The organism is Jeotgalicoccus sp. S0W5 (genome assembly GCF_011634875.1).
Classification (GTDB): Bacteria; Bacillota; Bacilli; order Staphylococcales; family Salinicoccaceae; genus Jeotgalicoccus; species Jeotgalicoccus marinus.
Genome location: NZ_SIRQ01000013.1, coordinates 12,893 through 25,997, shown reverse-complemented (window position 1 = coordinate 25,997; position 13,105 = coordinate 12,893). Strand labels below are relative to the sequence as shown.

Genomic DNA, 13,105 nt, shown 5'->3' with positions numbered 1-13,105 from the left:
TAAAGACATGGGGAATATAGAAATATATAATTGCTTATGGATATTATTACTGAAAATTATATGTTTTGAAGAGGTGTAAACATGTCAGAAGAAAATAAAGAAGTCCAAGGACTTGAGAATCCAGATGCGGCAGCTCAAACGGATTCACTCAAGCCTAATGGACCAGAAGATCGTACCCTAGGTGCAGCTGGTTACATGTCACTTTGGGTCGGAGACGGTGTCAACATGGGTAACATGACACTAGGTGCTAGTGTTGTCGTAGCGGGAATGGCAGTATTAAATATTTACCAAACTATTGCAGCAGCTCTAGTTGCTATCGCAATTGTTTCAGTATTATTTGCACTAAATGACCGTGCTGGTTATAAATACGGTATTTCGTATGTTTCACAGTTGAAAGTGTCATTTGGTGAAAAAGGGACTTTAATTTCATCACTACTACGTGCTGTTCCTGCTGTAATTTGGTACGGAATTCAGTCATGGATTGGTGGTACTGCATTAAACGAGGTATTTAGAATTGTCTCTAATGGTGCGATTGATAATGTATTTGTCGCATTTATTATTTTACTTGTGATTCAAATCTTACTTTCTATGAAAGGCTTCCATAGTATTAAGATGGTTGAATCAGTAGCTTCAATCGTACTTATGGGTATTGTTATTGTCGTATTTTACATACTCGTAACAGACCATAGCGCTGCGATTGCAGACACATGGATTAACACACAAGGTACATGGGGCGTTGAATTCTTCGCCTATGTCATGGTATTCCTTGGTAACTATGCTGCAATATTCTTAAGTGCTGCAGACTACTCAAGAGAACTTAAAGTTGGATACTCAGATGGGAAACGTAGCTTACTTTACTTTGTTCCGATCATTATTGCTTATGGTTCAGTTATTGTTGTTGGTGCAATGCTTGCAAGTGCGACAGGCTATGCCAACCCTGCACTAGGTTTACCAGCCCTATTCGATAACGAAGCAATGCAATTATTCATTTCTGTATTTATTGTCTTTGGTGCGATTGCTGTAAACATGGTTGCGAACATCGTCACACCAACTTACGTTATTCAGTTATTTACTAAGTTAAATTACAAGATTGCAGTAACGATTACAGGACTGCTTGCTATGAGTTCATTCCCTTGGTTACTTGTACAAGATGATAACGCTAAAGGTTTAGATACATTCGTTCATGTATACTCAGCATTCTTAGGGCCAATGATTGCAATTTTAATTATTGAATTCTATGTGATGAGAAAACAACATATCGATATTAAAGAGCTATACAAAAAAGGCGGTTACTTCTCAGGATTTAACTATGCAGCTCTACTCGCATTAATTATTGGTGCTGCAGCAGCCTTCTCATTCGTTGATCTCGCATGGTTGATTGGATTTATTGTTGCTGCTATAGCATATCCAATTATATCTAAGACAATGTTTAAAAACTCACCGTTCAAAAAAGGTACAATCTTTGAAAAAGAGTGATGAGTGAAGACAGCAGATTAAATCTGCTGTCTTTTTTTATTATATGTTGGCAAATTGGGGTAAGGATTATAAAGAGGTGACAAAGTGACACTAAGCATTGAATATATTACATATGATAATCAAATTGTTCATGCCACACAAGAAGAAGACGTACCCGCTGATGCATCTTTCGTTTGGTACGATTATTCGAGCTTTGAAGATAAAGACCAGCTTCTAAGAGACTTTGACTTTACAGCAATTACCTTAGAAGATGAAATTACAAAATTATATCGGCCATCTTATTACAGGACAGACGATTACCAGTTGTTGATCTGTCACAATATAGATAAGGAAACACTTCAAGCTCATGCCATTAACATTTGTGTTATGAAAGATATTGTACTTACATTTCACAATGGTCAACTTGAGGATTTTATCGATATAGGTAAGATTATTAAAAATATGACCGAAGATTTAGAAGTAGATATCGCACTGTATATCCTTCTACAGGCAGTGGAACAATACTTTGGAATACTTCATGATATTGAAGATGAAGTGATTGAGTTTGAAGAACGGCATGGTGATAATAAACGGGACCCTAAAATTAATGCTGCAATTTTTGATTTAAAACGAAAGGTTTTTCGTGTTAAACGTGTAATTGTTCCGATGTCGGAATTAGTCGATAAGTTTTCAGAGGAAGAAGAAATATTTAACAGTGAGAATAGTGCGCGTATATTAAAGAAAATAAAGGCAAAAATTGATCGTCAGAAGCTAATTATCACCTTCTCTGAAGAGATGATTGACGAGATAAAAGAAAACTATATCTCATATAATTCTTACCAGATGAACCGGGTGATTAATGTACTTACAATTATTTCAGCGATCTTTTTACCACTGACTCTGATTACAGGGATATACGGCATGAACTTTAAATTTATGCCAGAATTGAACTTACAGTTTGGTTACTTTATTACCCTAGGTATTATGCTGTTGATTAGTATTGGTATGCTCGTATTCTTTAAATATAAGAGGTGGATGTAAATGGTAAAGGAAATATTCAAAAAGAGTTTAGATAAGTTGAACGATGAGCAAAAAGCAGCGATTACTAAAGTGTACGATTGGATTGAAAATCATTATCCTGACTTTGAAGGCCAAGTAAAGTGGAGTACACCGCTATATGTAAAAGAGGGTAGTTTCATCATAGGGGTCAAGCCGGCAAAACATCACTTTTCTATTAACCCAGAACCCAAAGGCATAGAAGTATTTAGCGATAAAATCAAGGCAGCAGGTTATAGTCATGAAAAGATGACCTTCAAAATAAAGTATGATCAAGCGGTGGATTACGATTTATTAAAGGAGATTATCGACTTTAATATTGAGGATAAGAAGGGTTTAGACACATTTTGGAGATAACTTAATATGTATTTTGAAGCGGATTGAATCAGTCAATCCGCTTTTTTTAATGCCTAAATATAAAATCTATGTTTACATTCTTTAAAATTTCATGCTATGATACAAATCGTAACAATTACGAATAGTAATAATTACGATTTAAAGGAGAGAGATTATGAAAAAGAATGTATGGGTGTTTGGTGCAAGTTTAGTGTTAACGATGATGGCTGCCTGTCAGAATGCAGATAGTGAGGAACAAACAAGTGAGGACAGTCATGAAAATCATGATCATCATGACCACGACCACAGTGAAGCAGTTCAAACGGCAACAATCGAAGGCTTAAATGATCACTATCATACTGGAGACCAAGTCGAGCTTTCAGTTACAACAGGTGAAGAGACAGAAGGTCACTGGCATTGGTATCAGAAGTCTGATGATGAAGAGTGGGTAATAATCGAAGAAGAGTTTGAAGATACACTTAATATAGAAGCTGTAGACGGTCAAAAAATAAAAGCGACATTTTATGATGAGGACCATAACGTAATTGCTGAAAGTGAGCCGGTTGAAATACATATTGATGATCACAATAGTGATGTCTATAACGGATACTTTGAAGACGAAGATATTGCCGACCGTGACATTTCAGATTGGACAGGGACATGGCAATCTGTCTACCCTTATCTAACTTCAGGTGAGCTTGAAGAAGTTTTTGAACATAAAGCAGAAGACGGTGATAAGACTGCTGAAGAATATAAAGAGTATTACAATACAGGCTATGAAACGACGATGAATGAAATTGAAATTAAAGAAGATGGCACAATTTCCTTTGTCAGTGGAGAAGACACAATCACCGGACAGTATGAATATGATGGCTATGAAATTTTAGAATATGAAGCGGGCAATAGAGGTGTAAGGTTTATCTTCGAACAAGTGAATGGAGATGAGGATGCACCAGATTATATTCAGTTCTCTGACCACATTATCGCACCAGAAAAATCTGGTCATTACCACCTTTACTGGGGAGATGATAGAGAAGCCTTACTAGAAGAAGTGGATCACTGGCCAACGTATTACCCTGAAGATCTAACAGTAGATGAGATTAAAAAAGATATGTTACAACACTAGAAAGGATATACAATGAAGCAGTTTTTAGTTTTGATAGTGACGGTATTGGTGTTAAGTGCCTGTAGTCAAGGTGAAGCAACCAATAATGATAAGTTAAAGATATATACGACTGTTTATCCTCTAGAGTATTTAGTCAATGAAATTGGTGGAGAGACAGTTGAGACCGAATCGATTATCCCACCTGGTGCTGACGGTCATTCTTATGAACCGACTATAAAGGAAATGACTCATTATGCTGATGGAGATGGTCTAATCTATGTCGGTGAAGGCATGGAGGCATTTTCTAATAATATTGCAAGTGCCTTAGAAAACCAAGATGTGGAATTAGTAGAAATTGGTCAATACAACAATCTATTTGAAGGTCATCATGAAGAATATCAAGGATTTGAAGATGAAGCTGATCAGGAAGTTATTGAAGGTCAAAGCGACCACTACCACACTGGTGACGTTGTTGAATTGACTGTAACAGACAATGAAGTAGATGAAATTCAGTGGTCGGTCACTGAAGAGGGCGGCTTTGAAGCGGTTATGAAAGGCGAGTCATTTGACCATGAAGCGGGTGAAGAAAGCTTTTCTGTTAAGGCAGAAGGTCTTAAAAACGGTGAAGTCATTTATACAGATTATGCCGATATCATTATTGATAATCATGATAATTTTGACCCGCACATCTGGATTGATCCTTTAAAAATGATTGAAGTTGGAGACATTCTTAAAGATGAACTGATTGCTTTAAATCCAGAACATGAGGCTCTTTATGAAGAAAATTTTAACAACCTTCAATCAGAACTAGAAGAGCTGGATGAAAAGTTTAGTGAAACTTTAGATGATAAAGAAAGTGCTAAAATCATCGTGCCACATGCAGCCTTTGGTTATTGGTCGCGTTATGGTGTGGAACAATTAGCGGTTTCTGGTTATTCAATGAGTGATGAGCCTTCACAACAACAACTAAAAGAATTGAGTGAGACGGCCCAGGAAAACAATTTAAATTATGTACTATTTGAGCAAAATAGTTCTGGGAAAATATCTAAAGTCGTTCAGGATGAAATCGGAGCAGAGCCAGAATACATTCACAATATGGAAGTATTAACAGAAGAAAATATAAGTAATGATGAGGACTACATTTCACTAATGGAGAAAAACTTACAAGTTTTAGATAAAGTGACTGAGTAAATATCTGTTAACTTCTTTGAATTCGGGTATATTAAATAAAGAATTCTAATGAGGTGACAGGATGAAAGATGACGGTGTGATTTATTTAAGTAGAAAAGATGTGCCTAAAAATTATGATCCGAAGGGCTTTAATTTTACCTTATTTGGCTTGATTGTCCTCGGTGCATACTTATTGTTCATTATCTTTGATTTGTCATACAGAACTTTCAATAACATTGAAGAAAGTGCCTTTAATCGTGCCTACATCATAGCGATTATTGTATTAGTTGCCCTGGTCATGGGTTTTATCTTCAAGGCAGACAAAGGAGATAAGTATTATCAACTTCATATCTCAGAAAGTGGGATAATTATTAAATTTAGACGTGGTGAAAACGTGTTGATAAAAGAAGATATTACAAATATCACTATAGAGAACGATGTTATCACTGTAATTAAATTTTTAAATGGAGATGAAGTACTTAGAGAATTGAATCATGTTCATCTAAATCATGAGCAGTTTATTTCTCGTTTAAAACAGTATAATTATCCTGTTGAAGATAAGACTAAAGAAGGTTAAATTTATAAGAAAAGGGTATGCATTTTAATAGTAAAAGAATAGTTGTAATGTTATTATTCTTTTTAATGTATTGAAAGGATGGAATAGAATGGCGTACGATATAATCATGCTCGATGACTTAACTTTAGATGTAAAAGAACTCGTTAGAGATAAAGAAGAGGGTACTGTAAACATCGTTTTCGATGTGGCGAGTGAAGATTATCACTACTTATCAAAACACTTGTATCAAGAACAATTTCGTGTAAGAATTCCAGGGAATGATAATGAAGAATTCGAAGCGAAGATTGTTAACTTCTCAACATCTCTAGACAACTTGTATGAAGAAGATAATGTTGGAGAGTATAATATTACTTTGAAAGTCATAGATTAATATGCGTATAAGTATATTAGACCAGGCACCAATTTCAACACACATGACAGCAGAAGAAGCACTGGGTAATACTGTGAAACTTGCAAGTGTTGCTGATCAATTAGGGTATACTCGGTTTTGGTTAGCAGAACACCATGGAATGAAAGGTTTATCCTCAAGTGCACCGGAGGTAACGCTCGGTGCAATCGGGATGATAACTAAAGAGATTAGACTAGGCAGCGGTGCAACACTGCTGCCTTATTATAAACCATTAAAAGTAGCTGAAACTTTTAATACACTGCTCGTACTTCATGGTGATCGGATTGACGTCGGTATCGGTCGTGCCCCGGGCGGAGATAACGTTGCCTCTGAAGCACTAAGTGATAATTATCTTGGGCATGTCTTTAAGATGCCAGACTTAGTCAGTGAATTAAAAGCATTGTTAATGAATAAGAGAGAAAACTTGAAGGTTATGCCAGATAGCCAGCATAAAGTCAAAATGTGGATGCTCGGTACCAGTGAAAAAAGTGCGATCTTTGCAAGAGACAATCAGTTGAATTACTGCTATGGGGAGTTTATGAGTGGTCAGTCAACAGGCGAAGTACTATCGACCTATAAAGCAGATAGCAATAAAGGGGAAATCATAGTTACGGTCAACGCTTTTTGTGGAGGAACGTATGAGGAAGCAGAAAGAATGGCGAGACCTTATTTGGTCAATCAAGCCTTAAAATCAACTGGGCGAGAATTTTCTGGCATACCTTCATTTGATGAAGTTTCAGCAATTGAATTGACCGAGGAAGAAGTAGCTGAGCTCAATAAGGTCCGTGACAATGTCATCATAGGAGATGCTGATTTTGTGCGGGATAAGTTGATGGCATATCAAAGAACTTACGGTGTTGATGAGTTAATGATAGTGACGATTACACATGATTTTACTGATAAGGTTAATAGTTATAAAAGAATTGCTGAAGTGATGTAAAATAATTAAGAAAAGCGTTGAACCTTATAGAGTTCAACGCTTTTTTTGTGATGTTGATGATAGCGGGTGGCCCGCTGTAGTGATCACAGAGAGCCGAAAAGTAAATAACGGCCCGCTGTGACCACGACAGAGAGCCGATAGCTATAGAGATATTATAAAACATTAATTTTCAAAGCGGCTTTTATCTTCTATGAAGTGAGTGGCGACCATGCATAAAGCGCCAAATACTAACATACCACCGGCAATGAAGGTAATCTCACGGTATGAAAATCCGTTAGTCAATAAAAGTGAACCGAGTGATGCACCGATTGAGTTTGAAAGGTTGAAAACTGAAGCGGCCAAAGTTCCGGCTAAAGCGGGTGCGGTAACGGCTGCAAAAATAATCTTAGAATTCAACATTGGAGAAATTCCGAATGTGCCTAAGCCAAATAGTCCAGCGGCAAGGTAGGAAAGATATGGAACTTCTAACATAAATGTTAAACCGAATAAGACGATGGCTAAGAACAGAATAACCAAAGTAACTGCGCCAGTTAGTTTTCCGGGTTGGATTCGCCCAGACGAAAAGTTGCCAATGACTGCAAAAGTACCAAACATTAGCATACTAAAAGTGACCCCAAAGTCTCCCATACCAGCAATGTCTCTTAACATAGGTTCTAAAAACGTATAAGCAGTAAATACACCTGAGTATCCAAAAATAATCGTAACCATTAACATGATGACATTCTTATCTTTTAATGCTGACAATTCACTAGAGATTTTCGGTGCTTCACCTGTCTTATAGTTTGGTGTAAATAATATTAGACCAAGTAAGTTGATTATGCCGAGGGTAACGATGATCCAAAAGACGATTCTCCAGTCTAACAAGGCACCAATGTATGAACCAAATGGTACACCGAGCATCACTGCGATGACGAGTCCACCATTCACTAGGGCAACCGCGCCGGTTTTCTTATTTGGTGGAGAAATTACCATCGCTAAACTCATCATGACACCGAAGAATGGCGCATGCATAGAAGCGGATAACAAACGCGATAATAGTAGTACTTCAAAATTTGGTGCGGTCGCGGCAACAATATTAGAAACTATAAATATAGAAATTAAAATTATTAAGAGTAATTTCGGAGCCAATCTCAACGTTAATAATCGAATCACCGGACCAAACACAGCAACACTGAGTGCATAAACACTTAGAAGTAAACCGGTTGTAGAGACTTCAACGTTTAAATCTGCAGCAAATTGTGTTAATAAACCGGTAACGACATACTCTGTCATGCCGACTGCAAAGGCACCGATCATAAAAATTGTAATGACAAGTTGTCTTGAAGCTTGATTCTTCATATTAACCTCCTTACTAAAAGCATAAGAGATATACTATTACACATTAAAAACAAAGTCTATATTATATATAAAGAAAGTGTTTTCACTTAGTGATTTATAAGTTATTTGACAGAATATTATGTCTAGTGCTAATATAATATTCAATTAAATAAATAAAATTCTTATCCAGAGAGGTGGAGGGAAAAGGCCCGTCGATACCTCAGCAGCGGACCCTTAGGGGTACTGTGCTAATTCCTTGAAGTTCTTGTAACTTAAAGATGAGAAGATGGACATGTAAAGCACTCCTCTTTTAAATCTTAAACAAGATAGAAGGGGATTTTATTTATTTAAAAACAATATTGAAAGAGGTTATTACATGTCAGCACCATTTAAAGCAGATCACGTCGGAAGTTTATTACGTCCTGTCAGAATACATCAAGCAAGAAAAGACTTTGAAGCAGGTAATATCAGTAAGGACGAATTATTTAAAATAGAAACAGAAGAAATTGAAAAAGTTGTGGATAAGCAAATTGAAGTCGGACTCAAGGCTGTTACGGATGGCGAGTTCCGCCGACGTTTTTGGCACACTGACTTTATGGAACATGTTGGTGGCTTTGAAGGCTATATCCCTGAAGAAGGTTACTCATTCAATGGCATGAAGACAGAAGCCTATAATATCCGAAACATCGGTAAGATTTCTTTCGATAAAAACCATCCACACGTGAAAGAGTTTATCCTGTTTAAGGAAATCGTTGGAGACAGAGCTGTTCCAAAACAAATGATTCCTTCACCTAACCAATTTTTCAACTATGGTGTACGTAATAAGGAAATCTATCCGGATATTGAAGAATATGCAGATGACATTATTGCAGCTTACCAGGATGCCATCTTGGCCTTCTATGATGTCGGTTGTCGATACTTACAGTTAGATGATGTTTATATTGCAAGACTAAATACTGAAGAAGAACCGTATCAAGAGAGTGGTTATAACCGCGAACAACTTATAGATCTTGCTCTAAGAGTTGTAAATGGCGCCCTAGAAGTGAAACCAGAAGATATGGTAATTACTACTCACTTATGTCGAGGAAACTACCGTTCAACTTGGGCATTTGAAGGATCATACGCCAAGATTGCACCTGTCTTATTTGCTAAAGAAAATGTTGATGGTTTCTTTTTAGAGTATGACGATGATCGTTCAGGCGATTTTGAGCCTCTAAAAGAAATTCCTGATGGTGGCCCGGCTGTTGTGCTCGGTTTACTGACTTCAAAAAGTGGTGATTTAGAAGATAAAGAAGTGATCAAAGCGCGTATTGAAGAAGCGACCAATTATGTGCCTAAAGAACAAATTCGTTTGAGTCCACAATGTGGATTCTCTTCAACACACCACGGAAATGTTTTAACTGAGGAAGAACAGTGGGAAAAATTACGTTACGTCATTGCACTTGCTGACGAATTATTATAAGGAAACTGCCACTCATGGTACAATCATGAGTGGTTTTATATATTTAAAGGAGTATCGTTATGGCGAAATATTATGCAGTGCGTAAAGGACATCAAACAGGCATCTTCACTAATTGGCCGGACTGTCAAAAAGCAGTTAAAGGTTATAGTGGGGCAGAATTCAAATCATTTAAAACAAGACAAGAAGCTGAGAATTATATAGATAATTTAAAAAATGAAATAGTAGATATTCCTAAAGGTGCCCTTGTGACTTATGTGGATGGTAGTTATGACAAAAGAAGTGAAAAGGCAGGCTTTGGTGCGGTGTTTATAGTGGACGATCGTGTGATTCACCAAGCGAGTGAACCGACTGAGGTCGACCCTGAAGTCAATCTTTGGAACGTAACAGCAGAAATAGCAGGTATTCTCTATGCAGTAGAGTGGGCGATTCAACATGACTATAGTGATATATATGTGCACTACGATTATGCAGGATTAGAAAAATGGTATAATGAAGAGTGGAGAGCGAAGAATTCTGTCACTCAAAATTATGTTAAAACGATGCACGAATATAGTAAGAAGATTAATATTCATTTCTATAAGGTGGCAGCACATACAGGTGTGGAATTTAACGACCTTGCAGACCAACTCGCTAAACAAGCTGTAAGTCAGTAGGAGAAATTATGCATATACTTTTATTTGTTTTAGTTGCAGGACTATTAATTAAATTTGCGACAACGTCATTTTTTGACCAAGATAGAATTCATTTTTCATTCGATGAAAGACGATACTTTAATGATGAAGAAGAAACGATTGCGAAGATAATGCGGTTAAATCTAGTGAAAAAAGAAAGAATATTCTTCATTGTAATGACCCTAGTTTATATCACTTCAATCATCTTATATTTCTCGGGAAATATCACTTTAGGCCTTAGTGCTTTAGTTTTAGTAATCATCTTACAATTACTTTTAAATATCATGACGGATTTTCTCTTGTATACTGCTTTTTACGATAAGGCGAATCTGTTTATGATTGCAATTTGGCTTGTACTGATTGCTGCAGTGATTATTTTATCGAATATGTATATTATTTAAATCAAAAGAGGTGCCTTATGACAGATAAGAAATTGATATTCTTTGATATCGACGGAACTTTATATAACACTTCTAAAGAAGTGCCTGAAGATGCTAGAAATGCTGTAATACAACTCAGAGAACAAGGTCATATTGTTGCAATTGCGACAGGTCGTGGTCCGTTTATGTTTAAAGAGTTAAGAGAAATGTTAGGTATCGAAACATACATTAGTTACAATGGTCAATATATTGTCTACGAAGGTCAGGTTATCTATGAGAATCCAATTTCGGATGAAACACTTGATGCACTGACTAAACAAGCTTATAAAAATGATCATCCAATTGCATATTGTGATGAGAACGATCTACGAGTGAGCACGAGAGAACATAAACATGTTCAAAGTGGCATCGGATCATTGAAGTTAAACTTCGAGGTGACAGAAGATCAGGCATACTACCATAATAATGATATTCATCAAGCGCTGTTGTTTTGTACCGATGGCGAAGAAGAAGCGTATGAAAACAATTATGATGATGTTTACTTCTTAAGATGGCATGAATTTGCTACAGATGTCATACCTAAAGGCGGTTCTAAAGCTAAAGGAATAGAAATGTTGATAGAGAAAATGGGTGTCGACTTAGAACAGGTATATGCATTTGGAGATGGACCGAATGATGTAGAGATGCTTAGCTTAGTTAAAAATAGTGTTGCTATGGGAAATGCTGTTGATGAGGCAAAAAGAGTAAGTCGATATCAAACCCGTCACGTAGACGACAACGGCTTAGTAGAAGGTTTGAAGATGGCTGGTTTAATATAAATCAGTCATTTTTTTAATGTTTATATTAATTTAGTAGGGGTATTGATTATTGTTAGCGAGATAGAATAGTCTTCTAAAGCCTTATTTATAATAATTCTAAATAGAGCTTGATTAAGTATTCTATTGTTGCTATAATAAGTTTATAAATAATAATGATTCTAAATAAGTAGTTGCGCAAACTCATACTATTATATAAGAGAAAGGTGATTTTATAATGGCACAAGTTACAGAAAAAACAGCAGTAATCGAAGTATTAAACAAGCAATTAGCGAACAACACAGTATTATGGACTAAATTACACAACTACCACTGGTATGTTAAAGGACCTAATTTCTTCTCACTACACGCTAAATTTGAAGAGTTATACGATGCAACAGCAGTATATGTAGACGATCTAGCAGAGAGAATTCTTACTCTAGGTGGAGAGCCAATTGCTAAACTTACAGAATCACTAGAAGAGTCTAGCATTGAAGAAGGCGAATATGGTCTTGATGCTAAACAAATGGTTAAACAGTTAACTGAAGACTTCGAAGTATTATCTGCAGAATTAAATCAATCAGTTAAAACAGCAGAAGATGCTGGTGACGATCGTACAGCAGATATGTTCATCGCAATTGCTCAAGATGTTGAGAAAAACAACTGGATGCTTAAATCTTATTTAGGTGAGTAATGTTTATTAGGGTACATGCTCTAATGAAATGATATAGAAGACCGGTGCGTTAGAATTCTAACGCACCGGTCATTTTTATTGTTCCTCAATAACAACAAAGAGATATTGTGCAATGGTTTGACTGAGTTCAACGTTTTCATCACGACTTATGTTGTGAATGAATAGGAGATCGAGTGTTTTATCCACCTCATAAATTTTAATCTGATCGCCTACATTTAGATTGGCACGTTGGAAGTAATGAACGAGTTTTTCCTCATTAAGCATTCGTGCGATGTTGACTGGTTGATTAAGTTCAACATCAGACAGACGAATCGACACTTTCTCTTGTTTCTCCATTAAATCTAAGGGGATTGCACCGCCATGGGGACAATGACTTGGATAATCTAAGTACGCTTCTAAGCGGTCTGCTAAGAGATCACTCGTTGAATGCTCTAGTAGCTCTGCTTCATCATGAACTTCGTCCTTTTCAAAGTTAAGATTTTTCACGAGAAACACTTCCCAAAGACGGTGCTTACGAATGAGCTTCTTTGCATATTTCGCACCTTCATCGGTCAACATGCTGCCCTTATATGGAATGTATGTGACCCAGCCTGCTTTTACGAGGCTGTTCATCATTTCAGTGACAGTCGGTGGTGAAATGCCTAACCGTTCTGCAATCTCTTTATTAGGTACTTGTATTTTCCAAGCACCAAGTTCAAATAACACTTTTAAATAATCTTCTTTAGTTGGGCTCATCGTTACCCTCCATTCACAAGTTTCA

Annotated in this window: 15 protein-coding genes and 1 riboswitch; of the genes, 13 read left to right on the top strand and 2 right to left on the bottom strand. The window is 36.6% G+C overall.

Annotated features, from left to right (window positions below; genetic code table 11):
• Positions 1-81: 81 nt before the first annotated feature.
• The 8 genes from EYB29_RS09390 (at position 82) to EYB29_RS09355 (ending at position 7,027) form a co-directional block, all read left to right on the top strand.
• Entirely contained in the window at positions 82-1,476 is a 1,395-nt protein-coding gene (locus EYB29_RS09390; RefSeq protein WP_026865755.1) for an NCS1 family transporter, read from the top strand.
• 84 nt (positions 1,477-1,560) lie between these two features.
• Positions 1,561-2,496 carry a CorA family divalent cation transporter gene (locus EYB29_RS09385; RefSeq protein ID WP_026865754.1) on the top strand — a complete coding sequence of 312 codons (936 nt, stop codon included), beginning with the start codon at positions 1,561-1,563 and terminating at the stop codon, positions 2,494-2,496.
• Positions 2,497-2,868, top strand: coding sequence for a DUF1801 domain-containing protein (locus tag EYB29_RS09380; RefSeq protein ID WP_026865753.1), 372 nt, complete (start codon positions 2,497-2,499; stop codon positions 2,866-2,868).
• A 154-nt stretch (positions 2,869-3,022) separates the two neighbouring features.
• Positions 3,023-3,973, top strand: a complete 951-nt coding sequence (locus EYB29_RS09375; protein ID WP_026865752.1) for a ZinT family metal-binding protein — start codon at positions 3,023-3,025, stop codon at positions 3,971-3,973.
• A 12-nt stretch (positions 3,974-3,985) separates the two neighbouring features.
• Entirely contained in the window at positions 3,986-5,143 is a 1,158-nt protein-coding gene (locus EYB29_RS09370; protein ID WP_026865751.1) for a metal ABC transporter solute-binding protein, Zn/Mn family, read from the top strand.
• Positions 5,144-5,204: 61 nt separating this feature from the next.
• Positions 5,205-5,699, top strand: a complete 495-nt coding sequence (locus tag EYB29_RS09365) for a hypothetical protein (RefSeq protein WP_026865750.1) — start codon at positions 5,205-5,207, stop codon at positions 5,697-5,699.
• A gap of 88 nt (positions 5,700-5,787) precedes the next feature.
• Positions 5,788-6,069 (top strand): DUF3219 family protein, encoded by a 282-nt coding sequence (locus tag EYB29_RS09360; protein ID WP_026865749.1) that lies wholly within the window; start codon positions 5,788-5,790, stop codon positions 6,067-6,069.
• A 1-nt stretch (position 6,070) separates the two neighbouring features.
• The gene (locus EYB29_RS09355; protein WP_166627123.1) at positions 6,071-7,027 is read left to right on the top strand and encodes an MsnO8 family LLM class oxidoreductase; all 957 of its coding nucleotides are present in this window, start codon (positions 6,071-6,073) and stop codon (positions 7,025-7,027) included.
• Between the two features lie 162 nt (positions 7,028-7,189).
• Here EYB29_RS09355 and EYB29_RS09350 read toward each other — a convergent pair whose 3' ends face one another.
• On the bottom strand, positions 7,190-8,365 hold the full coding sequence (locus tag EYB29_RS09350; RefSeq protein ID WP_166627122.1) for an MFS transporter: 1,176 nt from the start codon (positions 8,363-8,365) through the stop codon (positions 7,190-7,192).
• Between the two features lie 158 nt (positions 8,366-8,523).
• Positions 8,524-8,629: riboswitch (SAM riboswitch) on the top strand.
• Between the two features lie 91 nt (positions 8,630-8,720).
• On the opposite strand from EYB29_RS09350, the gene EYB29_RS09345 reads away from it, so the two are divergent.
• The 5 genes from EYB29_RS09345 (at position 8,721) to EYB29_RS09325 (ending at position 12,345) form a co-directional block, all read left to right on the top strand.
• The gene (locus tag EYB29_RS09345; protein WP_166627121.1) at positions 8,721-9,806 is read left to right on the top strand and encodes a 5-methyltetrahydropteroyltriglutamate--homocysteine S-methyltransferase; all 1,086 of its coding nucleotides are present in this window, start codon (positions 8,721-8,723) and stop codon (positions 9,804-9,806) included.
• Between the two features lie 59 nt (positions 9,807-9,865).
• On the top strand, positions 9,866-10,459 hold the full coding sequence (locus EYB29_RS11620; RefSeq protein ID WP_166627120.1) for a ribonuclease H1 domain-containing protein: 594 nt from the start codon (positions 9,866-9,868) through the stop codon (positions 10,457-10,459).
• A gap of 8 nt (positions 10,460-10,467) precedes the next feature.
• Complete coding sequence (locus EYB29_RS09335; protein WP_166627119.1) at positions 10,468-10,878, top strand: hypothetical protein; 411 nt, start codon at positions 10,468-10,470, stop codon at positions 10,876-10,878.
• Between the two features lie 17 nt (positions 10,879-10,895).
• Positions 10,896-11,675 carry a Cof-type HAD-IIB family hydrolase gene (locus EYB29_RS09330; protein WP_166627118.1) on the top strand — a complete coding sequence of 260 codons (780 nt, stop codon included), beginning with the start codon at positions 10,896-10,898 and terminating at the stop codon, positions 11,673-11,675.
• A 214-nt stretch (positions 11,676-11,889) separates the two neighbouring features.
• Positions 11,890-12,345: a Dps family protein gene (locus EYB29_RS09325; RefSeq protein WP_026865742.1), complete on the top strand. Its 456-nt coding sequence runs from the start codon at positions 11,890-11,892 to the stop codon at positions 12,343-12,345.
• A 75-nt stretch (positions 12,346-12,420) separates the two neighbouring features.
• On the opposite strand, the gene EYB29_RS09320 is transcribed toward EYB29_RS09325, so the two are convergent.
• Complete coding sequence (locus EYB29_RS09320; RefSeq protein ID WP_026865741.1) at positions 12,421-13,080, bottom strand: metal-dependent transcriptional regulator; 660 nt, start codon at positions 13,078-13,080, stop codon at positions 12,421-12,423.
• Positions 13,081-13,105: the final 25 nt, after the last annotated feature.

Excerpts from the sequence above, each read along its gene's own strand:
- EYB29_RS09350 (WP_166627122.1), bottom strand. The coding sequence starts at position 8,365 with ATGAAGAATCAAGCTTCAAGACAACTTGTCATTACAATTTTTATGATC.
- EYB29_RS09330 (WP_166627118.1), top strand. The coding sequence starts at position 10,896 with ATGACAGATAAGAAATTGATATTCTTTGATATCGACGGAACTTTATAT.
- EYB29_RS09325 (WP_026865742.1), top strand. The coding sequence starts at position 11,890 with ATGGCACAAGTTACAGAAAAAACAGCAGTAATCGAAGTATTAAACAAG.
- EYB29_RS09365 (WP_026865750.1), top strand. The coding sequence starts at position 5,205 with ATGAAAGATGACGGTGTGATTTATTTAAGTAGAAAAGATGTGCCTAAA.
- EYB29_RS09320 (WP_026865741.1), bottom strand. The coding sequence starts at position 13,080 with ATGAGCCCAACTAAAGAAGATTATTTAAAAGTGTTATTTGAACTTGGT.
- EYB29_RS09380 (WP_026865753.1), top strand. The coding sequence starts at position 2,497 with ATGGTAAAGGAAATATTCAAAAAGAGTTTAGATAAGTTGAACGATGAG.
- EYB29_RS09360 (WP_026865749.1), top strand. The coding sequence starts at position 5,788 with ATGGCGTACGATATAATCATGCTCGATGACTTAACTTTAGATGTAAAA.
- EYB29_RS09375 (WP_026865752.1), top strand. The coding sequence starts at position 3,023 with ATGAAAAAGAATGTATGGGTGTTTGGTGCAAGTTTAGTGTTAACGATG.
- EYB29_RS09390 (WP_026865755.1), top strand. The coding sequence starts at position 82 with ATGTCAGAAGAAAATAAAGAAGTCCAAGGACTTGAGAATCCAGATGCG.
- EYB29_RS09345 (WP_166627121.1), top strand. The coding sequence starts at position 8,721 with ATGTCAGCACCATTTAAAGCAGATCACGTCGGAAGTTTATTACGTCCT.
- EYB29_RS11620 (WP_166627120.1), top strand. The coding sequence starts at position 9,866 with ATGGCGAAATATTATGCAGTGCGTAAAGGACATCAAACAGGCATCTTC.
- EYB29_RS09335 (WP_166627119.1), top strand. The coding sequence starts at position 10,468 with ATGCATATACTTTTATTTGTTTTAGTTGCAGGACTATTAATTAAATTT.
- EYB29_RS09370 (WP_026865751.1), top strand. The coding sequence starts at position 3,986 with ATGAAGCAGTTTTTAGTTTTGATAGTGACGGTATTGGTGTTAAGTGCC.
- EYB29_RS09355 (WP_166627123.1), top strand. The coding sequence starts at position 6,071 with ATGCGTATAAGTATATTAGACCAGGCACCAATTTCAACACACATGACA.